The sequence below is a fragment of the Kitasatospora sp. NPDC127060 genome (assembly GCF_042724935.1).
In the GTDB taxonomy this organism is placed as follows: Bacteria; Actinomycetota; Actinomycetes; order Streptomycetales; family Streptomycetaceae; genus Kitasatospora.
The window spans coordinates 66,961-88,543 of sequence record NZ_JBHXEG010000023.1; the positions used below are offsets into that span (position 1 = coordinate 66,961).

The following is a 21,583-nucleotide window of genomic DNA, read 5'->3' on the forward strand; positions in this document are numbered from 1 at the left end:
CCTATCCTGGAATCCTGCACGTACTCGGAAGGAGACCGGGCCGATGACCGCCACGGATCCCGCACTGACCGCCCTCGCCAACGGATGGGCCGCCCTCTACGTCCTGTACGGCAGGATCGAGGCGCACATCGAGCGGGCCCTCCAGTCGAAGCACGAACTCAGCGTGCGCGAGTACTCGCTGCTGGAGGTGCTGGGCCGCCAGCACGACGGCGAGGGCGGCCACCTCCAGATGAAGCAGGTCGCCGACGCGGTCGTGCTCAGCCAGAGCGCCACCACCCGGCTGGTCTCCCGGCTGGAGGACCGCGGTCTGCTCGCCCGCTACCTGTGCCCCACCGACCGCCGGGGCATCTACACCGACGTCAGCGAGGAGGGGCTGAGGCTGCTGGCCGAGGCCCGGCCGACCAATGACGCCGCGCTGCGCGAGGCGCTCGACGAGGCGGGCCGGAACCCCGAACTGGCCCCGCTGGTCGCGGCGGTGGAGGCGGTGAAGCCGCCGGCGCTGCTCCGGCGGCCGTGAGCGAAGCCTGGGAGCCGGTTCGGGGTTCCGGCCGAGGGGGCCCACCCGGGCCGGCGGATCAGGCGGATCAGTGGGTGAGGACGGCGTCGGCGGTCGCCGGCAGCGGATAGGAGTCCGGGTCGACCGGGCCCGGCAGGTCGGTGGCCGGGCGGCCCGGGGCGTTCGGGTCCGGCAGTGACGGCTGGGCGGGCGGGGCCTGGACCTGGTTGAAGGGCACGCCGGGCGGGGCCTGGACCGGGGCCGCGCGGCCGGCGGTGAGCGGGCTGCGGCTCTTGGCGTCGCAGGCGGCCAGGGTTTCCAGGCCGTCCGGGCTCTGGGTGCCGGGCTGCCCCGGGGCGAAGTTGCCGGCGAAGCAGTTGCCCGGGTCGGCGGAGGCGAGGACGAGGTCCGCGCCGTTGCCCTCGGCGCGGTTGCCCTGGATCCGGTTGCCGCCGGCCGGGTGGCCGGGCGGGTCGGTGACGATGACGCCGGCCGCGCGGTTGCCCTTGACCAGGTTGCGTTCGACCCGGTTCGCGGTGCCGCCGCCGATCCCGATGCCGATGCCGAAGCCGCCGTCGGCCTGCTCGGGGGTGTCGGAGGCGTTGTTGTCGGTGACGGCGTTGCCGGCGATCACCGCGCCGTGCTGGGGGGCGAGGGCCTCCAGGTCATTGGAGTTGACGGTGACGCCGACCCGGTTGCCGACCACCCGGTTGCCGAGGAACCAGAGGTTGTCCGAGGCGTTGGTGATCTCGATGCCGACCGCGTTGCGCTCCACGGTGTTGCGGCGGACCAGGGTGTCGCAGGGCTTGCACTGGCCGACGTAGATGCCGGAGTCGGCGCCGCCGGAGGCGTAGGAGTCCTCGATGATCCCGGCCCGGGCGTCGAAGGCGTAGATGCCGTACAGGCCGTTGTCGTAGGCGGTCACGCTGGTCGCCCGGAAGCCCTGGACGGGCGGGAAGCGGGTGGTGTCCAGCGGGTTGTAGGCGGAACCGCCGGCGCCGCGCTGCTGGAGCTTCTCGTCGGTGACGCCGGTGAACAGCACGCCGTTGGCGAGGTAGCCGTGCACGGTGAGGTTCTCCACCACCGAGCCGGGCCCGGTCACGGTGACGCCGTTGACCAGCCGGACGCCGCCGTCCAGCACCACGGTGTTGCGGTCGGTGCCGCGCAGCACGATCCGGGGCTTGGTGATCCGCACGCTCTCCTGGTACGTCCCGGGGGAGACCAGGACGGTGTCTCCCTCGCGGGCGACGTCCACCGCCTTCTGGACCGACGGGAAGTCCTGCGGGACGCGGACCACGGTGCCCTCCGGGTGCCGGGCGTCGGAGGAGGAACCGCCGGCGGAGGAGCAGCCGGCCAGGACGAGGGCGGCGGCCAGCAGGGCGGGGAGCGTACGGACCCGGCGCGCCCCGGGGCGGAGCGGTGGTTCGGAGGCGGATTGACGGGCAGTCAAAAGTTGCATACGGGGTGTTCTATCGTCTCCAATGTCGGTCATGCATGCCGAAACCGGAAAGGCGCGGAAACAGCCGGAGGCCGTCAGGGGCGGTGTGGACCGGAGGGCACTGATCGCCGGCGGGGGTGCGGTGCTGGCCGCCGGGGTCGGCGCGGGGGTCGTGGCCCTCGGGCGGGGGCCCTCCGGCTCCCAACCACCGCCCCCGGAGGCCCCCGTGGCGCCGTTCCACGGCGAGCGGCAGGCCGGGGTGACGGCCCCGCAGCAGCCGGCCACCCTGCTGCTGGCCCTCGACCTGGCGCCCGCCGCGACCTCGGACGGGCGGGCCGCCCTCCGCTCCCTGCTGGGGGAGCTGACCCGGGTGCTCGCCGAGGCGGCGGACGGCGGCTCGGCCGACCCGCGCCTCCAGGGCGGGGAGCCGGCCCGGCTCAGCACCCTGGTCGGGGTCGGACCGGGGCTGGCCACCCGGCTCGGCCTGAACGTCCCGCCCGCGCTGGCGGACCTCCCGGCCTTCCCGGGGGACCGGCTCGACCCGGCGCGCGGCGGCGGCGACCTGCTGGTGCAGCTGTGCGCCGCCGACCGCTGGCCGCTCACCGTGGTCGCCGAACTCCTCGGCGCGGTCGCGCGATCGGCCGGCGCGAGCGTGCGCTGGACCCAGCCCGGCTTCCTGCCGCGCACGCCCCCGGGCACCACCCCGCGCAACCTGTTCGGCTACAAGGACGGCACCGCCAACCCGAACCCGACGGAGGCCGACCAGTGGGTCTGGGGCCCGCCGGGCCCCCACCGGAACGGCACCGTCCTGGTCTACCGCCGCATCCGGATGGACACCGCCGGCTTCGCCGCGCTGCCCGAGGACCGCCGCAACCTGGCCATGGGCCGCCGCCTCACCGACGGCACCCCGCTCACCGGCACGGCCGAGCACGACGACCCGGACATCTACGCCAAGAATCCGGACGGCTCGTACGTCATCCCCAACAGCGCCCACGTCCGCCTCAGCAGTCCCCGGCTGGACTCCGGCGCCAGGATGCTGCGGCGCGGCTACAGTTACGACGACGCCCCCGACGACCGGGGGCTGCTGTTCTGCGCCTTCGTGCGGGACCCGGAGCAGTTCACCCGGGTGCAGAACCGGCTGGCGGCCAAGGACGCGCTCAACCCCTTCCTGGTGCACACGGCTTCGGCGGTGGCCTACGTACTGCCGGGAGCCCGGGAGGGCGGGGTGCTGGGCGAGGGATTGTGGGGGTAGTGCGGACGAGCCGGGAAGAGGAACAGCCGCTGACGGGCGGGAACGTCAGCGCCGGGGTGGTGCGCGTCGGCGACACCGTACGGCGCCCGGCCGGGCCGTGGACCCCGGCTGTGCACGCGCTGCTCGGGCACCTGCACGCGGTGGGTTTCCGGGCCGCGCCCCGGCCCCTCGGGCTGGACGAGCGAGGGCGCGAGGTACTGACCTTCGTGCCCGGCGAGGTGGTCTGGCCGCACGGCTTCGAGCTGCTGGCTCCGCGCGAGCGGCTGGCCGGTCTGGCCCGGCTGGTCCGGGAACTCCATGACGCCGTAGAGGACTTCACGCCTCCGCCGGACGCCCGGTGGCAGGTGCTGATCCCGGCGGACGAGGACGGGATCATCGTCCACCACGACCTCGCCCCGTGGAACCTGGTGGCCGATGAGGGCGGGCGGTTCGCCCTCATCGACTGGGACACCGCCGGCCCCGGCTCCCGGCTGTGGGACGTCGCCTACGCGGTGCACGGCTTCGTCCCGCTGCTGGCGCACCCGGACTGGCGGCGCTCCGACGCCGAGGCCGGGGAACGGCTGCGGGTCTTCGCCGACGCGTACCGGCTCGACGAGGCCGAGCGGCGCCGTCTGGTGCCGCTGTTGGGGCGGCGCACCCGCTCCATGCACGACTTCCTGTGCGACCGGGCGCGCCGGGGCGTCCAGCCCTGGGCGCGGCTGTGGGCGGAGGGGCACGGCGACGCCTGGCGTCGCGATGCCGAGTACATCGAGGAGCGCGAAGCGCACTGGGAGCGCGCCCTGTTGGACGGTTGAGCGGTCGTACGGCCGACCCCGCCGGCGGGCCTCACCGGCCGACGTCACCAGTCGACCGGGAGCGCGGCCGGGCTGCGGGTGGTGCCGCCCAGTTGCCAACTCAGCTGCTCCACCGGGGCGGTGAGGCGGAGGCCGGGCACGGCGGTGGCCAGCCGGCGGAGCGATTCGCGCAGTTCGAGGCGGACCCGCCAGGCGCCGATGCAGTAGTGCGGGCCGGCGCTGAAGGCCAGGGTGGGGGCGTCGAGCGGGGCGGCGAGGTCGGCCGAGATCCCGGCGGGGTAGACGGCGGGGTCGCGGTTGGCGCTGCCGAGGCTGGCGGCGACGACGGCGCCGGCCGGGATGGTGACCCCGCCGACCTCGACCGGGGCGGTGGCGCGGCGGACGGTGGCCTCGTCGTCGCCCAACGGGATGAAGTGCAGGAGCCGTTCGGCGGTGTGCTCGGTGATGCCCGGGTCGGCCAGCCGGGGCCAGTGCTCGGGGCGCTCGCCGAGGAGGTAGACCAGGGCGTTGCCGAGGGCGCCGGTGACGCTCTCGTTGCCGCTGGCGGTGAGGCCGAGGACGAGGAAGGCGAGGGCGTCCGCGGGGATGCCGCCGTCCTGGTCGGCGGCCCGGACCAGTCGGCTGACCAGGTCGGGGCCGGGCGCGCGGCGCCGGCGTTCGATCAGCTCCTCGGTGAAGGCGCGGAATTCGGCGAGCGTCCCGGCTTGTTCCGGGTCCGGACCGCTGCCCTGGGCGAGCAGGGCGACGGTCCAGTGCCGCAGTCGCCGCTCGTCCAGGCGGTCGGGGCCGTCGCCGTCCAGGCCCATCAGCCGGGCGGTGACCGCGAAGGGCACCGGCCGGGTGAAGGCGGTGACCAGGTCGGCGGGCGGTCCGGCGGCGAGCAGCGCGTCCACCGCCTGCTGCACGGCGGACGCGACCCAGGGCTGCCAGCCGGCGATGGCGCGCGGGGTGAACGCCTTCTGGACGGTGGCGCGCAGCCTGCGGTGGGCGGGGCCGTCCTGGTTGAACAGCGAGGCGGGGTTGGCGGCGACGTCGGCGGTGGCGCCCGCGGTGCCGACCTCGTGCAGGTCGCTCCGGGTGAGGCGGGGGTCGCCGAGGACCTGCCGGACGTCGTGGTAGCGGGTGACGAGCCAGGCGGGGGTGCCGTCCGGGAGGGTGGTCGGGTGCGGCGGCTGGGCGGGGGTGACGGGGAGGCGGTGGAGCGGGGGGAGTGCGGCGGGCGGGGCGTCGGTGCCGGTGTCGGCTGCGGCGGAGTCCATGGAATCCTTCGGGGTCGGCGGCGCTGCTGGGCACGGGCATCCAACTGTCATATTTTCTGAGGGAATTGGACCCTTCGGGAGGTTTTCCCGTTTCGGCCCGATGGTACGCCCCCGAACCCTCCGTACGGTGTCTCAACGCCCCACTCGGGCGCCGGGTCGACGGCAGCAGCGGGCGCAGCGCGCCCGGCACGGCGCCGATGCAGGTGTCGCGCAGCTCGGTGCGGGTGCGCCGGGCTCGGTCGGCCAGTCCACGACCAGTACCCGGACGAACACCAGCCAGCTGCGCAGGACTTGGGAGACGGCGAGTCGCGCGCCCTCGTCCGCGAGCGGCAGCACGGTGAGCAACCGGCCGCGCAGGGCGTCCAGTTCCTCGGAGATGACGGTCTGGATCACCGGGGCCCCGGCGAGTACGCGGTTGGCGGCCAGCACGGCGTGCCGGTTGGCGGCGAAGCGGTCCAGGTGGGCGTCCACGCCCTCGATCGGCTGCTCGACCAGGTGGGGGTGGGCTCCGGGCGGGTTCGGCCCGGGTCACCCGGTGAACGCCCGCAGGTGCTCGGTGACGGTGGCCCGGTCGGCGGTGGCGCCGGTGAGCGAGACGTGGCCGTCCGGGCGGACCAGCACCACGGCGCCGCCGCGCAGGCCGTAGGCCCGGGCGGCGTGGCCGTCGGGGTCGCGGACGGTGGCCACCCGGAGGGCGGGGAGGGCGGGGAGGGCGGGGAGGGCGGGGAGGGCGGGGAGGGCGGTCGGGCTCGGGAGTTCGGTCAGGGTCGGGTGGTCGCCGAAGGCCAGCAGGGTGAAGTGCGGGCCGCGGAACAGGTCGAACAGTCGGGTGGGGGTGCCGTCCGCGGTGGTGCACGGCGCGTCCGGGGCCCGGTCGCCGGCCCGGATGCCGGTGGCCGCGTCCAGGTCGCGGCCGAGCGGTCCGCCGCGGTAGGTGATGGAGAGTCCGGTGAGGTCGGCGCCCTGGACGGCCATGGTGCGGAACTGGGCGGTCAGCACGCCGGCGCCGCCGCCGTCCGCTCCGCCGAAGGCCGCCTTGTGGTGGGCGGCGGTGGCCGCGAGGCTCGCCCGGGCGACCGGCATCCGCTCCTCCTGGTAGCTGTCGAGCAGGGTGTCGGGAGCGCCGCGCAGCACGGCGGCCAGCTTCCAGGCGAGGTTGTGGGCGTCCTGGACGCCGGTGTTCATCCCCTGGCCGCCCGCCGCGGACTGGCAGTGGGCGGCGTCCCCGGCGAGCAGCACCCGGCCGTCGCGGTAGCGCTCGACCAGCCGGACGGTGGGGCGCCAGACGGTGGACCAGACCGGCTCGTGCATCCGGACCCCGGGCAGGCCGGCCCGTTCGGCGAAGAGCCGGCGGAAGGTGTCCAGGGTGGGGGCGGGCAGTTCACCGTGCTCGTCCGGTTCGACGGCGGCGTGCACGGCCCACGTGCCGTCCTGGCGCATCGGGACGAGGGTCATGGCGCCGGCGCCGAACTTCGGGTGGTTCCAGATGTGCAGGTGCTCCGGGTCCAGGCCGTCCAGCTCCATCGACGCCATGATGAAACGTTCCTCCTCCCAGGTCTCGCCGAGGAAGGGGATGCCGGCCAGCTTGCGGACGCTGCTGCGGCCGCCGTCGCAGCCGATCAGATAGCGGGCGCGCAGCGTCGTCGTCCGGCCGTCCCGGCGGAGGGCGGCGAGCACGCCGTCGGCGTCCGCGGCGTGGTCGACCAGCTCGGTGCCGGTCTCCACCGTGAGGCCGTACGCGGCGAGCCGGTCGCGCAGCACGGCCTCGGTCTGGTGCTGCGCGATCAGCAGCATCCCGGCGTACGGGCGGTCCGGGGTGGGCGGGTTGGTCGCCGCGGGGTCGACCTCCTCGACCAGTCGGGTGCCCCGGTAGGCGCGGACCCCGAGGTTGAGTGCCCCGCGGTCGAGGATCGGCTCGACCACGCCGAGGTCGTCGAACACCTCCAGGGTGCGCGGGTTGACGCCCTTGCCGCGGACGCCGGCGGTGCGGAACTCGCCGTCCCGCTCGATGATCCGGCAGTCGACCCCGGCGCGGGCCAGCCCGATGGCGAGCGTGAGGCCCACCGGGCCGGCGCCGACCACCAGGACGTCGGTGGCGGGTGCGGTGGTGGTGGTGAAGTCGTCGGTGAGTGCAGCGCGCATGGTGGACGCCCCCTGTCCAGTCGGCCATAAGATACGGCGCGTTTCCTGTTTTGGACTGTAGACTCCCCCTACTAAGAAACGCAACGTATCTACGAGAGTCGGGTGCGGAAACCGGTGACGAGCGGCAGAACGGGCGCCCCGCGGCGGCGGCGCGGGGGCGAACTGGAACAGGCGATCCTGGACGCCGTCTGGGCCGAACTCACCGAACACGGCTACGCCCGGCTGACCATGGACGGTGTCGCCGCCCGCGCCCGCACCAGCAAGCCGGTGCTCTACCGCCGCTGGCCGAACCGGATCGAACTGGTGATGGCCGCCCTCGGCCGCAACGCCCCCGACTACCAGGAGCCGCCGGACACCGGCGACCTGCGCACCGACCTGTCGCAGTTCCTCGGCAGCCTGCTGCACCGCTTCGACGATCTGCCGGTCGAGGGCGTGCACGGATTCCTGGTCGACCTGATGCGCGACCCCGAACTGCGCTGCGTCTTCCGCGCCGGGCTCACCCACGAAGGACCGGTGGAAACCCTGGGGGTGATGATGCGCCGGGCCGTCGACCGGGGTGAGGTCGACCCGGCCCGGCTCACCCCGCGGGTCGTGGCGCTGCCGCTCGACCTGCTGCGCGACGCCTTCATGATCGCGGGAGAGGTGCCCTCGGACCGGGTGGTCGCCGAGGTGCTGGACGAGGTGGTCCTGCCGCTGCTGCGGGCGCCGGTGGCGGACACGGGTGGGGTGGATACCCCTACCCCGTAACGCGCCGCACCCCCGGCGGGCGGATGCCGTCGGGGGTGCGGGGTGCGGGGTGCGGGGTGCTGCGGGGGTGCGTCGGAGGCGCTGGCCCTATGAGCGGACCAGGCGGGCGATGGCCTGATTGGCCTCGCGGACCTTGGCGTTGGCGTCCTGGCCGCCCTCGGCGATGGCGTCGCGGACGCAGCATTCGATGTGCTCGTCCAGGAGTTGCAGGGCGAAGGACTGGAGGGCGCGGCTGGCGGCGGAGACCTGGGTGAGGACGTCGATGCAGTAGGTGTCCTGCTCGACCATGCGCTGCAGGCCGCGGATCTGGCCCTCGATGCGACGGAGCCGCTTGAGGAAGTCGTCCTTGTGGGGGCTGTAGCTGGCCATGGCCGTCTCCGGTTCCTGTGCGGTGAGGAGGCCTCTCACTCTACCGGGGCGCGGTGGGGGGAGCCGGCCCGGACGGGCGCCGGCGGACGGGAGCTGACGTACCGGAGTTGACGTACCGGAGTCGCCGTCCGGCCACCGTCCGGGCCGACGGGGAGTCAGGCGCCGAGGCGGCCGATCAGGTCGTAACCGGCCTCGTCGACGGCGGCGGCCACGTCGGTGTCGGTCAGCGGCGCGGTGCTGTCGACGGTGACCTGCCCGGTGGCGAGGTCGACCGCGACCTCGGTGACGCCGGCGACCTTCTTCAGCTCGGCGGTCACCGAGCTGACGCAGTGGCCGCAGGTCATGCCCTTCACCTGGAACACGGCGCGCTCGGCGGCGGCCGTGGCGGGGGCCTCGGCGGCGCCGGTGCCGCACGAGCCGCAGCAGGAGCCCCCGGTGGCGGCCGGCTCGACGGTGACGGTGGTCTCGCTCATGGTGTGCTCCTGTCGTCGGTACGGGTGTCGGTCGTGCGGGTGTCGCCGGTGCGGGTGGCGTCAGTACGAGCGACGCCTTCCGGAGTGGCCCGGGCGCCCGCTTCGGTCATGAAGATACCATACCCCCCTAGGGTAACAAGAGCGGTGTTGATTCACTCGTCGGCCGAGGAGGGCGACGGGTCTGCGCCCCCGGTTGGGAATCTCCCCGCAGTGGCGGTTGGCGGCGCGCCACGGTTCCCTAATACCCCGTACGGGTATATGGTCGCGGACCGGGACCGAGAGAAGGTGGGTTGCCATGCACGCGATCCTGCACGCGCTGTCCATCGCCGGGTCGATGACCTGGGAGATCACCTGGGCGCTGATCCTCGGCTTCCTGCTCTCCGCCGTCGTGCAGGCGGTGGTCCACAAGTCCACCGTCGTCCGGCTGCTCGGCGACGATCGGCCGCGCACCCTCGCCGTCGCCTCGGCGCTGGGCGCGGCCTCCTCGTCCTGCTCCTACGCGGCCGTCGCGCTGGCCCGCTCGCTGTTCCGCAAGGGCGCGAACTTCACGGCGGCGATGGCCTTCGAGATCGCCTCCACCAACCTGGTGGTCGAACTCGGCGTGATCCTGGCGCTGTTGCTGGGCTGGCAGTTCACGGCAGCGGAGTTCGTGGGCGGTCCGGTGATGATCCTGCTGCTCGCGCTGCTGTTCCGGCTGTTCCTGCGGGACCGGCTGTTGGCCGAGGCCCGCGAACAGGCGTCGTACGGGCGGGCGGGCTCGATGGAGGGCCACGCGGCGATGGACATGTCGGTGGCGGGGTCCGGGCCGTTCGCCCGCCGCCTGCTCTCCCCGCGCGGCCTCACCTCGGTCTCCCACGTCTTCGTGATGGAGTGGGCGGCCATCCTCAAGGACCTGGTGATCGGGCTGCTGATCGCCGGCGCCATCGCCGCCTGGGTCCCCGACTCCTTCTGGCAGGCCTTCTTCTTCGTCGACCACCCGCTGGCCGGAAAGCTGTGGGGGCCGCTGGTCGGGCCGTTGGTCGCGATGGCGTCCTTCGTCTGCTCGATCGGCAACGTGCCACTGGCGGTGGTGCTCTGGAAGGGCGGCATCAGTTTCGGCGGGGTGGTCGCGTTCATCTTCGCGGACCTGCTGATCCTGCCGATCCTCAACATCTACCGGAAGTACTACGGCCGCCGGATGGCCCTCTTCCTCCTGGGCACCTTCTACACGGCGATGGTGGCCGCCGGCTACGTCGTCGAGTTCCTCTTCGGCGGCTTCGGCCTGATCCCGGACCAACGCGACGCCGAGATCCCGATGTCGGGCGTCGAGTGGAACTACACCACCTGGCTCAACATCGCCTTCCTCCTCCTGGCGGCGGCCCTCCTGCTGCGCTTCTTCCGTACGGGCGGCGCCGCGATGCTCCGCATGATGGGCGGCAGCCCGGAAGCGGACGGGCACGCGGCCCACGACCACCACGGATGAGGTGCGCGCGAGAAATCGGCGGGGCCGACTTCTCGCGCAGGAGGGTTCAGGTGGTCGGGAGTTCGCCGGCCTTGAGGGCGGTGACGAAGGAGGCCCGTGCGTCGGTGGGGAAGGTGAGCGCCGGGCCGTCGGGGTCCTTGGAGTCCCGGACGGGGACGATGCCGACGAAGCCGTCGGCGACCTCGGCGCCGTTGCCCTGGTCGCCACTGAACTTGCTCTTGCGCCAGGCCGCGTGCTTCAGGCTGTCCCGACCAGGGTCGATCATTCGAGGTGCACGACGCCGACTCCAGGCGGCCGGCGCTCCGTCCGGCCGCCGAGTGCGAGGAGAGCGGGCGCGGGCTCTGGCTGGTCTCGCGGCTCGCCGCCGAGTGGGGGTGCTGCCCGCGTCCCGGCGGCATCGGCACGATGGTCTGGGCGCTGATCGACGGGGGTGCGGAGTGAGCGTCGAACTCCCCTTCGCCGTGACCTCCGAGATCAAGGGCGTCACCAAGGCCGCCACCTTCGCCAAGCTCTCCGACGCCCTCGCCGCCATCCGCGCCGGCCTCGCCCAACTCCCGCTGGACGACGACCAGGCCGGCTGCCTCGCCGACCGCTTCGGCGAGGCAGCCGCCGCGCGCAACGCGGAGGCCCTCCTCCGCGCCGTGCCCCGGCAGGCCGCTCGCTACCCGTCCGGATGAACGATGGTGCCGGGCGATCCCCCATGGATCGCCCGGCGTTTCCTCATGTGGTCAGTGCTGGTGGTCGGCGGGCGGTGCCGAGGTGGCCGAGGTGGCCAGGGCGGTGCCGGTGGCCGTCGTCACGGTGAAGGCCGCAGTGTGGACGGTGCCCTGGTGCTGGAAGTCGAGGAAGAGGCGGTAGCTGCCGCCGCTCGGGGCGGTGGTGGTGAAGCCGATCTCGGGGCCCGGGGTGGTGGTGTCGGGGTGGACGTGGAGGTAGGCGAGGTCGCCGGCGCGGAGGGCGACCAGGTGGCCGTAGGCGCCGAGGTAGGGCTGGAGGTCGGTGACGGGGGCGCCGTCCTTGCCGACGGTCAGGGTGAGGTGGCTGCTGCGGCCGGGGGTGAGGTCGCCGCCGAGGGTGACGGTGTAGCCGTCGACGGTGACGGTGCGGCCGGTGTCGGGCAGCGGGGCGGGGCGCAGGTCGCCGGCGGCGTGGAGGTCGGCGCCGAGGGTGAGGCCTTCGCTCGCCCCGGCCGGGGTGAAGTCGGCGAAGACCCGGTACTCGCCGGCGGCGGGGACGGCGGTGGTCGCGCTCCAGGTGCCGTCGGCGGCCAGGGTGGGGTGGAGGTGCTGGAAGGTGGAGAGGTCGCGTGGGGCGACGATCAGGTGGAGCTCCTTCTCGTGCTGCTGCTGGTAGGCGGTGACGGGCTTGCCGTCGGCGCCGAGGATGCGGAACCGCAGGTCGGTGGGGGAGCCGGCGGTGACGAACGGGGTGTCGACGCTGAGGGTGTAGCCGCGTTCGGAGATCTGGAGCCCGCCGGGCAGGCGGTCGGGAGCCGCTCCGCCGTCGGAGCCGTGCCCGGCGTGCCCGGGGTGCGCGAAGCCGTGCTCGGCGGCGGACTCGGGTGCGGGGCCGCTGCCGGTGGCGTGGCCGACGCCGAGGGCGAGGCCGAAGGCGGCGGCGAGGCCGGCGGTGAAGGCGGTGATGCGCAGGGCGGTGTTCATGGCGGGGTTCTCCTCGATCAAGGGGGGGCGGGTTCAGGCCCGCATGAGCCGGGCGATGGCCTGGGAGGCCTCGGCGACCTTGGCGTCGGCCTCGGCGCCGCCGCCCGCGATGGCGTCCTGGACGCAGTGGGCGAGGTGGGAGTCGAGCAGGTTCAGGGCGACGGACTGGAGGGCCTTGGTGGCGGCCGAGACCTGGGTCAGCGTGTCGATGCAGTAGGTGTCGGTGTCGACCATCCGCTGGAGGCCGCGGATCTGGCCCTCGACGCGGCGCAGTCTGCGCAGGAGCTGGTCCTTCTCGGTGCGGTAGCCGGCCATGCGGCCCTCCTCTGGGTTCCGGCGGGGCGTGCCACGAGTGAATACCCCATGGGGGTATCAAGTCAAGCAGGTCGCCGTCGCGGAAAAATACCCGTCGGGGGTATCCCACGGGGCTTGTTCTCCGTACCCCCCAGGGGTATAAATGAACTCGGCGCCGCCCGATACCCCTGCAGGGTATGACGGCCCGGCCGGACAGACCAGGCGGAACAACTGTCACGAGGAGCAACGATGACCACGCAGGCACCCGCCTCCACGGAGGTGGAACTCTCGATCGGCGGAATGACGTGCGCCTCGTGCGCCGCCCGCATCGAGAAGAAGCTCAACCGGATGGACGGAGTCTCGGCCAGCGTCAACTACGCCACCGAGAAGGCGAAGGTCACCTTCGAGGGCGAGGTCGGGGTGGCCGACCTGATCGCCACGGTCGAGGCCACCGGCTACACCGCCGCCCTGCCCAAGCCCCCGGCCGCCGCCGTCGGCGAGGGCGCCGGGCAGCCCGAGCCCGCCGACGGGCTGGCGCCGCTGCGCCAGCGGTTGTTCACCGCCGTCGCCCTCGCCGTCCCGGTGATCGCGATGGCGATGGTGCCGGCCCTGCAGTTCGACAACTGGCAGTGGCTGTCGCTGACCCTCACCGCCCCCGTGGTCACGTACGCCGCCTGGCCGTTCCACCGGGCGGCCTGGACCAACGCCCGGCACGGCGCCGCGACGATGGACACCCTGGTCTCGCTCGGTACGGGCGCCGCGTTCCTGTGGTCGCTGTGGGCGCTGTTCTTCGGCGACGCCGGGATGCCGGGCATGCGGCACGGCTTCGAGTTCACCATCGCCCGCAGTGACGGTGCCTCCAACATCTACCTGGAGGCGGCGGCCGGGGTCACCGCCTTCATCCTGGCCGGGCGCTACTTCGAGGCCCGCTCCAAGCGCACCGCCGGAGCCGCCCTCAAGGCGCTGCTGGAACTGGGTGCCAAGGACGTGACGGTGGTGCGCGGCGGAGCCGAGGTGCGGATACCGATCGCCGAACTGGCGGTGGGCGACCGCTTCGTGGTCCGTCCCGGCGAGAAGATCGCCACCGACGGCACGGTGGTCGAGGGTGCCTCCGCGGTGGACGCCTCGATGCTGACCGGCGAGTCGGTGCCGGTGGAGGTCGGCGTCGGCGACGGCGTCACCGGTGCGACCGTCAACGCGGGCGGTCGGCTGGTGGTCGAGGCCACCCGGGTCGGCGCGGACACCCAGCTCGCCCGGATGGCCAAGCTGGTCGAGGACGCCCAGAACGGCAAGGCCGCCGCCCAGCGGCTCGCCGACCGGATCTCCGCGGTCTTCGTCCCGATCGTGATCACCCTCGCGGTGGCCACCCTGGGCTACTGGCTGGGCACCGGCGAGGGCTGGACGGCCGCCTTCACCGCCGCCGTGGCCGTGCTGATCATCGCCTGCCCGTGCGCCCTGGGCCTGGCCACCCCGACCGCCCTGCTGGTCGGCACCGGCCGCGGCGCCCAGCTGGGCGTGCTGATCAAGGGCCCGGAGGTGCTGGAGTCCACCCGCAAGGTCGACACCATCGTGCTGGACAAGACCGGCACCGTCACCACCGGCCAGATGACCCTGCTCGCCGTCCACACCACCGACACGACCACCGAGGCCGAGGTGCTGCGCCTGGCCGGCGCCCTGGAGCACGCCTCCGAGCACCCGATCGCCCGGGCGATCGCCAACGCCGCCGCCAAGGCGGGCGAACTGCCCGCCGTCGAGGGCTTCGAGAACGTGCCCGGCCTGGGCGTCCAGGGCGTGGTGGACGGCCATGCGGTGGTGGCCGGCCGGGAGGCGCTGCTCAACGAGTGGTCGCAGTACCTGCCGGAGGCACTGGCGGAAGCCAAGCGCAAGGCCGAGTCGGCGGGCCGCACCGCGATCGCGGTCGGCTGGGACGGCGAGGCGCGGGCGGTGCTGGAGGTGGCGGACGCGGTCAAGCCGACCAGCGCCGAGGCCGTCGCCAAGCTCCGCGCCCTGGGCCTGACCCCGGTGCTGCTGACCGGTGACAACACGCTGGTCGCCGAGGCGGTCGCGGCCGAGGTCGGCATCGCACCGGAGCACGTGATCGCCGAGGTCATGCCGCAGGACAAGGTCGACACCGTCAAGCGGCTGCAGGCCGAGGGCAAGGTCGTGGCGATGGTCGGCGACGGCGTCAACGACGCGGCCGCTCTCGCCCAGGCCGACCTCGGCCTGGCCATGGGCACCGGCACCGACGCCGCCATCGAGGCCGGCGACCTCACCCTGGTGCGCGGCGACCTGCTGGCCGCGGCGGACGCCATCCGGCTCTCCCGCAAGACCCTCGGCACCATCAAGAGCAACCTGTTCTGGGCGTTCGGCTACAACGTCGCCGCCCTGCCGCTGGCGGCGGCCGGGCTGCTCAACCCGATGATCGCGGGGGCGGCGATGGCCTTCTCCTCGGTCTTCGTGGTCGGCAACAGCCTCCGGCTGCGCCGCTTCCGCTGAGCACCACCCAGCGCGAGCGCCGGGGCCCCGGAACCGACAACGGTTCCGGGGCCCCGGCATGTGCGGGCTCGGGCATGTCCGGGGCCCTCCCCGCACCACCGGCGGCCGCTACCCACCGTGATGGCCGGCGCGGAGCGGTTCGAACGCTGATCCGTCCGTCCTGGTCGGCCATGACCAATGCTTGGTGGTGGTTTTGCGGATACTTGGGGGTTCGCTCACCGAAGCCCTAACCTGCCGCGACCGGATCGAGATGTGACGCTCCGACACTTGTTAGGCAAGCCTTTCCTGCCTTAGGTTCTCGTGCCGTCGGGCCGTCGTCCCTCGCTTTCCGAGGGTTACGGCGGCCGCTCCCTGCCCTTCCGGAGGACCCTCGCCATGCCCGGTACCGTGCGCCCCCTCGCCGGCCTGTCCCTCGTCGCGGCCTGCGCCCTCGCGCTCACCGCCTGCGGCAGCTCCGGCGGCGGCACCGCCTCGCCCGAAGCCACCGGCACCGCCCTGGCCGGACAGACCATCACCGTCTACAGCGGCCAGCACGAGCAGACCGTCAAGGCGCTGACCGAGGACTTCACCAAGCGCACCGGCATCAAGGTCGAACTGCGCTCCGGCGACGAGGCAGAGCTCGCCAACCAGATCCTCCAGGAGGGCGACGCCTCCCCGGCCGACGTCTTCTACGCCGAGAACCCGCCCGCGCTCACCGTCCTCGGTGACAAGGGACTGCTCGCCAAGGTCGCCCCCGACACCCTCAAGTCCGTCCCCGCCGCCGACAGTTCCGGCAACGGCGACTGGGTCGGCGTCTCCGCCCGCAGCTCCGCCTTCCTGGCCGGCACCGGCAAGGCGGCCGACACCGCGCCGCCCGCCTCCGTGCTCGACCTGGCCAAGCCCGAGTGGAAGGGCCGCCTGGGCATCGCCCCCAGCGAGACGGACTTCGCCCCGGTCGTCACCCAGGTCCTCAAGGCCAAGGGCGAGGATGCCGCCAAGCAGTGGCTCAAGGACCTCAAGGGCAACGCCAAGGTCTACGACAGCAACGAGACCCTCTCCGCCGCGATCAACAGCGGTGAGGTCGAGGGTGGCGTCATCGACCACTACTACTTCTACCGGATGCGCGACGAGAAGGGCGTCGCCGGAACCCACGCGATCCTGCACTACTTCGCCAAGGGCGACCCGGGCTCGCTGATCGACGTCTCCGGCGCCGGCGTCCTCAAGCACGGCAAGCACCAGGCCGCCGCCCAGGCCTTCCTCGGCTACCTCGCCTCCGCCCCCGCCCAGACAGTCATCGCCGACTCGGCCAGCTACGAGTACCCGCTCGTGGCGGGCGTGCGGGGGAAGCCCGAACTGCCCGCCCTGGACGGCCTCGGCACCGTCGCCGACCCGGCCGCGCTCGGCGACGGCAAGCAGGCGCTGGGCCTGCTCCAGGACGCCGGACTGCTCCAGTGACCTTCCCCCGGCGTTTCGAGGGCCCGTCACCGCGTCGGCGGTGGCGGGCCACCGGCCTGCTCGCCCCGCTCGCCGTCGCCGTCGTCGCGGTGGTCGCCTCCCCGCTCGGCTTCGTCACCGCCCAGGCCGCCCAGGCCGGGTGGGACCAGACCCGGCGCCTGCTCGGCCGCCCGCTGATCGCCACCCTGCTCTGGCACACCCTCTCGCTGGCCGCCGCCGTCACCCTCGCCACCGCCGTCCTCGGCTTCGGCGCCGCCTACCTGGTCGAGCGCACCACCCTCCCCGGCCGCCGGGCCTGGACCGTGGCGCTCGCCCTGCCGCTCGCCGTACCGGAGTTCGTCCGCGGCTACTCCTGGGTCTCGCTGTTCCGCTCCGTCCACGGCTACTGGGGCGCCGTGCTGGTGATGACCTGCTCGCTCTACCCGCTGGTGTTCCTCCCGGTCGCGGCCGCCCTGCGGCACGGCGACGCCGCCGCCGAGGAGGTCTCCCGCTCGCTGGGCCGCGGCCGCCTCGCCACCCTGTGGCGGGTCACCCTCCCGCTCACCCGGCCCGCCCTGGCCGGCGGCGTGCTGCTGGTCTCGCTCTACCTGCTCGGCGAGTACGGCGCCTTCGCGATGCTGCGCTACACCACCTTCGCCACCGCCGTGTTCACCCAGTACAAGCTGGGCTTCGACGCCGCCTCGGCCTCACTGCTCACCCTGGTGCTGGTCGCCCTCGCCCTGCTGCTGGTCGCGCTGGAGGCCTGGGCCGGCCGCCGGGCCAGGGTCACCCGGCACGGCGCGCTCGCCCGCCCCGCCCAGCCGGTACGGCTCCGCGGCTGGACCGTCCCGGCGCTCGGCGCCCTCGCCGCGCTGGTCGGCGTCTCCCTCGGGGTGCCGCTGTACGCGCTGGCGTACTGGCTGATCAAGGGCAGCTCCACCACCCTGCCCTCCGCCTCCGTGCTCGGCGCCACCCTGGCCACCCTCGGGTACGCGCTCGGCGCGGCCCTGGCCGCCACCGCCGCCGCCGTCCCGGTCGCCCTGTACGGCTGGCGGCGCGGCACCCGGCCGGCCCGCGCCGTCGAGCGGATCGCCTACCTCACCCGGGCGCTGCCCGGCATCGCGGTCGCCCTCGCGGTGGTCTTCTTCGCCGTCCGCTGGGCCCGACCCCTGTACCAGCAGCCGCCGATGCTGATCCTCGGCTACGTCCTGCTGTTCTTCCCGCTGGCGCTGACGGCCGTACGCGCTGCCCTCGCCCAGGTGCCGCCCGGCGTCGAGGAGGCGGCCCGCTCGCTCGGCACCCGGCCGCTCGCCGTCCTCGGCCGGGTCACCCTGCCGCTGGTGCTGCCCGGCCTCGGCGCCGCCGTCGCCATGGTCGGCCTCACCGCCTCCACCGAACTGACCGCCACCCTGCTGCTGCGCCCCACCGGCACCCAGACGCTGGCCACCCAGTTCTGGACCTACACCAGCGGCCTCGCCTACGGGGCGGCGGCGCCGTACGCCGCGCTGATGGTGGCGCTGTCCGTGCCGTCCGTCCTCCTGCTGACCCGCCGTAGCCTCGGGAGTGCCTCATGACCGGTCTGTCCGTCGTCGACCTGCACGCCGCGCACGGGCGCAGCCCGGTCCTGCACGGCATCGACCTGACCGTGCCGGACGGCGCCCTCGCCTGCGTCCTCGGCCCTTCCGGCTGCGGCAAGTCCACCCTGCTGCGGGTGCTGGCCGGCTTCCACCCGGCCGCCGCCGGGCGGGTCGTGCTGCACGACCGCGTCCTGGACGACGGCCGCAGCCGGCTCGCCGCCGAACACCGGGGCATCGGTCTCGTCCCGCAGGACGGCGCGCTGTTCCCGCACCTGAGCGTCGCCGGCAACATCGGCTTCGGGCTGCCGCGTTCGCAGCGCCGCGCCCGGGTCGAGGAACTGCTCGACCTGGTCGGCCTGCCGGGCCTGGGGGAGCGCCGCCCGCACCAGCTCTCCGGCGGCCAGCAGCAACGCGTCGCCCTGGCGAGGGCGTTGGCGCCCCGGCCCCGGCTCCTGCTCCTGGACGAGCCCTTCGCTGCCCTGGACGCCGCCCTGCGGGCCGAACTGCGCCGCGAAGTCGCCGCCACCCTGCGGCAGTCGGGCACCACCGCGGTGCTGGTCACCCACGACCAGGACGAGGCGCTGTCGTTCGCCGACACCATCGCCGTACTGCGCGACGGCCGGATCGCCCAGGCCGGCAGCCCCGACGAGCTGTACCACCGCCCGGCCGACGCCGCCGTCGCCGGTGTCCTGGGCGAGGCGAACCTGATTCCCGCCGACATCGAGGGAGTCGAGGCCCGGACGCCGTTCGGCGCCCTGCCGCTGGCGGGCCCAGGTCCGACCGTCCGGAACGGCCTCGCTCTGCTCCGCCCCGGCCAACTCCGGCTCACCGCCTCGCCGATGGCGGGCGCCGTCCCGGCGAAGGTCATCGGCAGCGACTTCCGGGGCCACGACCATCGCGTCGAACTCCGCCCCGAGGCGGCCGAGTTGCCGGAGCTGCTGGTCGTGTCGGCGGACCGCCCGTGGCCGGTCGGCGGCGAGACGTTCGTCAGCGCGGTCGGGCCGGTGCACCTGCTGCCGGAGGGTTGAGCCCGCCGGCGGGCGAGCCCGCGCCGTCTTGCACGAACGTGTGAGACGTACGTTCGTCTGGTACGGCTCGCCGAGACGTACGTGCCGACGGCCCGGGGCGCGTGTTGCCGGGAGGCCCCTGGCCTGCGGAGGGGCGTCAGGGAGGACGTAGAGTCCGACCCATGGACGAGAACACCGCCCTCTGGTACCGGACCGCCGACCTCCTGCCGGAGGACGCCGCCCAGGGCGTCAAGGACTGCTGGGAAATCGGCGAGCAGGAGTGCGGGCTGGGTCTGCTGGTCGAGGGCCTGCTCGCGCGCCAGATCCCGATCAGCGGTGCGGACCGGGCGCGGATCTCCGTACTCGCCGAGGAGTGGGGCGAGCGCGAGAAGCTCACCCCCGGCCTGCTGCGCTGCCCGGGCGACGACGCGCCCGCCCCGGTGCGGCTGCTGGACGGCGAGCGCGACGAGGCCGAGGTGGTGACGGGCTGGAGCGAGCCGGAGCTGGCCGAGCTGGTGCTGGTGCCGTGGATCGGCTGCACCCGCTGCGGCCGGACCCTGCTGCGCGCCCACCGCTGGGAGCCCTGGGACGACTTCTCGTACCTCGCCGAGCACTATGTGATCAGCACCCCGGAGGGCGACCGGGCGCAGCGCATCCTCCCGCAGGACGCCGCCGCGGCAGCCTTCGCCGAACTCCTCCACGGGTGCCCGGAACCCACGCGCTAGGCCGGACAGGACCTCAGTTCTCCTCCGGGAGCTCCACCGCCTGCCAGCGGTAGGCCGCGTCCTCCTGCCACACCTGTAGCTCGCCCTCCACCACCGCCGCCAGGCACAGCCGCCAGTCGTCCCCCATGGCGAGGGCGACCCGGGTGGCCGGGCGCAGGGTGGGGCGCCACCAGCGCGGGCGACGGGAGGCTCCGCCGGGCGGCAGTCGGAGCCGGACGCCGCCCGCGCCGGCCAGGGCGACGGTGGGCCCGCCGCGGTGGCCGACCATGGCGATGCCGAGCGAGGGCTCCCCGTCGTCGATCTGGGTACCGGGTCCGGGGTTGGCGGGGCCGAGGGTGTGCAGCTGGGCGGAGCCGTCCGCGCGCAGCGTGGCGGCCTGTGGTCCGGCGGAGGCGCGGGCCAGGGCCCCGGCGCGCAGGGTGCCGGGCGGGCCGAGCGGGACGGGCGGTTCGCCGGAGCCGGGCCGCCAGCTGAGCACCCGTTCGCGGTGCTCGACCAGCAGCAGCCAGGCGCCGGGCCGTTCCTCGGTGGCCGCGAGCACCCGGTCGGCGGGGCAGCCGGGGTGCTCCTGGCCGGTGAGGGTGAGGCCGGGGGCCCAGCGGTAGGAGCGCAGGGCGCCCGCGGCGGCCGTCCACACGATCAGCTCGCCGGCCGCGCCGACCGCCCCGGCCAGGCCGCTGACCCCGCGGGCCGCCTCCCACCAGCCGGCCGCGGTGCCGACCCACAGGGTGCCGGAGCGGTCCTCGGCGCAGACCACCAGCTCGCCCTGGCGCCCGGCCCAGCCCGCGGCCAACTCCCTTACGGGGCCGGGGCCCTGGCCGGTGGGCAGCCGATGGCCGGTGCGGCCGGGGCCGGTCAGCGCGGTGCCGTCGGCGCCTCCGGTGACCACCAGCGGCCGGCCGGCCCGGTCGGGCAGCACGGCCAGGCCCGCGGTGCGCGCCACCGGGCGGTGGGAGCGCAGGAGTTCACGGCCGCGGGCGGCCCAGGGGCCGAGCGGGGCGGGGCGGCGCTCGGGGTCGCGGGCGAGCGGTTCGCAGGCCCAGCGGGCGAGTTCCTCGCCGTAGCCGGCCGCGAGCAGTTCGGCGCGGGCCTGTTCGGCGGCGAGCCGGTGGTCGAGTCGGCCGTGGTCGGGCAGCAGCAGGATGCGGGCGAGGGTGCCGACCGCGAAGAGGTCCTTGGCGGTGGTCGGGAAGCCGCCGACCTGCTCGGCCTCCGGCGGTACGTGCCCGGGGGTGAACACCGCGACGGTCAGGGTGTGGTCGAGCGGGGCGAGGAAGGTCAGGTCGATCAGTTTGACCAGGCCCTGGGCGTCCACCAGCACGTTGGCGGGGGAGATGTCGCGGTGCACCCAGCGCTTGCGGTGCAGCTCGTCGACGATCCGGCAGAGCCGCGCCAGCACCTCGGCGAGCGCGGCCGGGCCGCCGCGCTGCCCGCGGGCCCAGGTGTGCAGCGGCACGCCGTCGACCCAGGGCGAGATCTGGTAGCCGAGCAGCCCGCCGGAGGGCACCGCGCCGGGCCGGTGCGGGGAGGGGCCGAGCAGGAAGCTGGGCACCACCAGGTCGGTGACGCCGAGTCGGTGGGCGTTGTGCGAGACGTCGTCCCAGCGGCCGAGCCAGCGCCGCACCTCGGACGGGTCCCGCTCCAGCATGATCTTGGCGGCGACGAGTTCCTTGATCCCGTTGTGTCCGGTGCGCACCGCCCGCCACACCTCGGCCTCGCCGCCCCGGTGGTGGAACTCCAGGAGTTCGTACTGTTCGGGGTCGAACTCGGGCCCGAAGCGGAGCCCGGGCACCCAACGTGACTCGGACACACGACCCCCGACGCTTCTGACCGCTGCTGATGCGCAGCCAGGATAGTCCGGGTTCCTGTTCCGCCGCCCCGGGGAGGGCCTATTCTGTTGGGCGCCCGAGCAACATCACGAAACGACGTCAACTCATGATCGCACGGGGGCTGTTGATCATGAGATGGACGACTGTGG

21 protein-coding genes and 1 pseudogene are annotated in these 21,583 nt (G+C 74.2%); 12 read left to right on the top strand and 10 right to left on the bottom strand.

The window, feature by feature from the left end:
• The first annotated feature begins 43 nt into the window (after nucleotides 1-43).
• Complete coding sequence (locus ACFWIS_RS15625) at nucleotides 44-517, top strand: MarR family winged helix-turn-helix transcriptional regulator (protein WP_380454703.1); 474 nt, start codon at nucleotides 44-46, stop codon at nucleotides 515-517.
• 67 nt (nucleotides 518-584) lie between these two features.
• Here ACFWIS_RS15625 and ACFWIS_RS15630 read toward each other — a convergent pair whose 3' ends face one another.
• Nucleotides 585-1,955 (bottom strand): right-handed parallel beta-helix repeat-containing protein, encoded by a 1,371-nt coding sequence (locus ACFWIS_RS15630; protein WP_380454706.1) that lies wholly within the window; start codon nucleotides 1,953-1,955, stop codon nucleotides 585-587.
• A 31-nt stretch (nucleotides 1,956-1,986) separates the two neighbouring features.
• On the opposite strand from ACFWIS_RS15630, the gene ACFWIS_RS15635 reads away from it, so the two are divergent.
• On the top strand, nucleotides 1,987-3,186 hold the full coding sequence (locus ACFWIS_RS15635) for a Dyp-type peroxidase (protein WP_380454708.1): 1,200 nt from the start codon (nucleotides 1,987-1,989) through the stop codon (nucleotides 3,184-3,186).
• Nucleotides 3,186-3,980, top strand: coding sequence for a phosphotransferase enzyme family protein (locus ACFWIS_RS15640; protein WP_380454710.1), 795 nt, complete (start codon nucleotides 3,186-3,188; stop codon nucleotides 3,978-3,980). The genes ACFWIS_RS15635 and ACFWIS_RS15640 overlap by 1 nt, the downstream gene beginning before the upstream one ends.
• Nucleotides 3,981-4,024: 44 nt before the next feature.
• Here ACFWIS_RS15640 and ACFWIS_RS15645 read toward each other — a convergent pair whose 3' ends face one another.
• The 3 genes from ACFWIS_RS15645 to ACFWIS_RS15655 form a co-directional block, all read right to left on the bottom strand.
• Nucleotides 4,025-5,239 (bottom strand): cytochrome P450, encoded by a 1,215-nt coding sequence (locus tag ACFWIS_RS15645; protein ID WP_380454712.1) that lies wholly within the window; start codon nucleotides 5,237-5,239, stop codon nucleotides 4,025-4,027.
• 132 nt (nucleotides 5,240-5,371) lie between these two features.
• Nucleotides 5,372-5,710 carry a hypothetical protein gene (locus tag ACFWIS_RS15650; protein WP_380454714.1) on the bottom strand — a complete coding sequence of 113 codons (339 nt, stop codon included), beginning with the start codon at nucleotides 5,708-5,710 and terminating at the stop codon, nucleotides 5,372-5,374.
• A 57-nt stretch (nucleotides 5,711-5,767) separates the two neighbouring features.
• Nucleotides 5,768-7,381: an FAD-dependent oxidoreductase gene (locus ACFWIS_RS15655; protein WP_380454716.1), complete on the bottom strand. Its 1,614-nt coding sequence runs from the start codon at nucleotides 7,379-7,381 to the stop codon at nucleotides 5,768-5,770.
• 114 nt (nucleotides 7,382-7,495) lie between these two features.
• Between ACFWIS_RS15655 and ACFWIS_RS15660 the strand changes: the two genes are divergently transcribed.
• A complete protein-coding gene (locus tag ACFWIS_RS15660; RefSeq protein ID WP_380454719.1) occupies nucleotides 7,496-8,128 on the top strand; it encodes a TetR/AcrR family transcriptional regulator in 633 nt (210 codons plus the stop codon).
• An 87-nt stretch (nucleotides 8,129-8,215) separates the two neighbouring features.
• Here ACFWIS_RS15660 and ACFWIS_RS15665 read toward each other — a convergent pair whose 3' ends face one another.
• Together ACFWIS_RS15665 and ACFWIS_RS15670 are read right to left on the bottom strand one after the other, a co-directional pair.
• A complete protein-coding gene (locus ACFWIS_RS15665; protein ID WP_380454721.1) occupies nucleotides 8,216-8,497 on the bottom strand; it encodes a metal-sensitive transcriptional regulator in 282 nt (93 codons plus the stop codon).
• A 155-nt stretch (nucleotides 8,498-8,652) separates the two neighbouring features.
• Nucleotides 8,653-8,970, bottom strand: a complete 318-nt coding sequence (locus ACFWIS_RS15670; RefSeq protein ID WP_380454723.1) for a heavy-metal-associated domain-containing protein — start codon at nucleotides 8,968-8,970, stop codon at nucleotides 8,653-8,655.
• A gap of 295 nt (nucleotides 8,971-9,265) precedes the next feature.
• Between ACFWIS_RS15670 and ACFWIS_RS15675 the strand changes: the two genes are divergently transcribed.
• A complete protein-coding gene (locus ACFWIS_RS15675; RefSeq protein ID WP_380454725.1) occupies nucleotides 9,266-10,432 on the top strand; it encodes a permease in 1,167 nt (388 codons plus the stop codon).
• 46 nt (nucleotides 10,433-10,478) lie between these two features.
• On the opposite strand, the gene ACFWIS_RS15680 is transcribed toward ACFWIS_RS15675, so the two are convergent.
• Nucleotides 10,479-10,697, bottom strand: a complete 219-nt coding sequence (locus tag ACFWIS_RS15680; RefSeq protein WP_380454727.1) for a DUF397 domain-containing protein — start codon at nucleotides 10,695-10,697, stop codon at nucleotides 10,479-10,481.
• A gap of 5 nt (nucleotides 10,698-10,702) precedes the next feature.
• On the opposite strand from ACFWIS_RS15680, the gene ACFWIS_RS15685 reads away from it, so the two are divergent.
• Complete coding sequence (locus ACFWIS_RS15685; protein ID WP_380454729.1) at nucleotides 10,703-10,873, top strand: hypothetical protein; 171 nt, start codon at nucleotides 10,703-10,705, stop codon at nucleotides 10,871-10,873.
• Complete coding sequence (locus ACFWIS_RS15690; protein WP_380454731.1) at nucleotides 10,870-11,109, top strand: hypothetical protein; 240 nt, start codon at nucleotides 10,870-10,872, stop codon at nucleotides 11,107-11,109. The genes ACFWIS_RS15685 and ACFWIS_RS15690 overlap by 4 nt, the downstream gene beginning before the upstream one ends.
• 51 nt (nucleotides 11,110-11,160) lie before the next feature.
• Here ACFWIS_RS15690 and ACFWIS_RS15695 read toward each other — a convergent pair whose 3' ends face one another.
• Nucleotides 11,161-12,093 carry a hypothetical protein gene (locus ACFWIS_RS15695; RefSeq protein ID WP_380454733.1) on the bottom strand — a complete coding sequence of 311 codons (933 nt, stop codon included), beginning with the start codon at nucleotides 12,091-12,093 and terminating at the stop codon, nucleotides 11,161-11,163.
• A gap of 33 nt (nucleotides 12,094-12,126) precedes the next feature.
• A pseudogene (locus ACFWIS_RS15700) lies at nucleotides 12,127-12,402 on the bottom strand (metal-sensitive transcriptional regulator); the annotation flags it as partial.
• A gap of 234 nt (nucleotides 12,403-12,636) precedes the next feature.
• Between ACFWIS_RS15700 and ACFWIS_RS15705 the strand changes: the two are divergent.
• The 5 genes from ACFWIS_RS15705 to ACFWIS_RS15725 all read left to right on the top strand — a co-directional run bounded on the left by ACFWIS_RS15705 (nucleotide 12,637) and on the right by ACFWIS_RS15725 (nucleotide 19,605).
• Nucleotides 12,637-14,883 (top strand): heavy metal translocating P-type ATPase, encoded by a 2,247-nt coding sequence (locus ACFWIS_RS15705; RefSeq protein ID WP_380454735.1) that lies wholly within the window; start codon nucleotides 12,637-12,639, stop codon nucleotides 14,881-14,883.
• A gap of 375 nt (nucleotides 14,884-15,258) precedes the next feature.
• Nucleotides 15,259-16,317 carry an iron ABC transporter substrate-binding protein gene (locus ACFWIS_RS15710; RefSeq protein ID WP_380462849.1) on the top strand — a complete coding sequence of 353 codons (1,059 nt, stop codon included), beginning with the start codon at nucleotides 15,259-15,261 and terminating at the stop codon, nucleotides 16,315-16,317.
• Entirely contained in the window at nucleotides 16,314-17,870 is a 1,557-nt protein-coding gene (locus ACFWIS_RS15715; protein WP_380462847.1) for an ABC transporter permease, read from the top strand. Before ACFWIS_RS15710 ends, ACFWIS_RS15715 begins: the two co-directional genes overlap by 4 nt.
• Entirely contained in the window at nucleotides 17,867-18,901 is a 1,035-nt protein-coding gene (locus ACFWIS_RS15720; RefSeq protein ID WP_380462845.1) for an ABC transporter ATP-binding protein, read from the top strand. The genes ACFWIS_RS15715 and ACFWIS_RS15720 overlap by 4 nt, the downstream gene beginning before the upstream one ends.
• 161 nt (nucleotides 18,902-19,062) lie before the next feature.
• Nucleotides 19,063-19,605 carry a hypothetical protein gene (locus tag ACFWIS_RS15725; protein WP_380462843.1) on the top strand — a complete coding sequence of 181 codons (543 nt, stop codon included), beginning with the start codon at nucleotides 19,063-19,065 and terminating at the stop codon, nucleotides 19,603-19,605.
• Nucleotides 19,606-19,618: 13 nt separating this feature from the next.
• On the opposite strand, the gene ACFWIS_RS15730 is transcribed toward ACFWIS_RS15725, so the two are convergent.
• Entirely contained in the window at nucleotides 19,619-21,415 is a 1,797-nt protein-coding gene (locus tag ACFWIS_RS15730; RefSeq protein ID WP_380462841.1) for a serine/threonine protein kinase, read from the bottom strand.
• Between the last annotated feature and the right edge of the window lie 168 nt (nucleotides 21,416-21,583).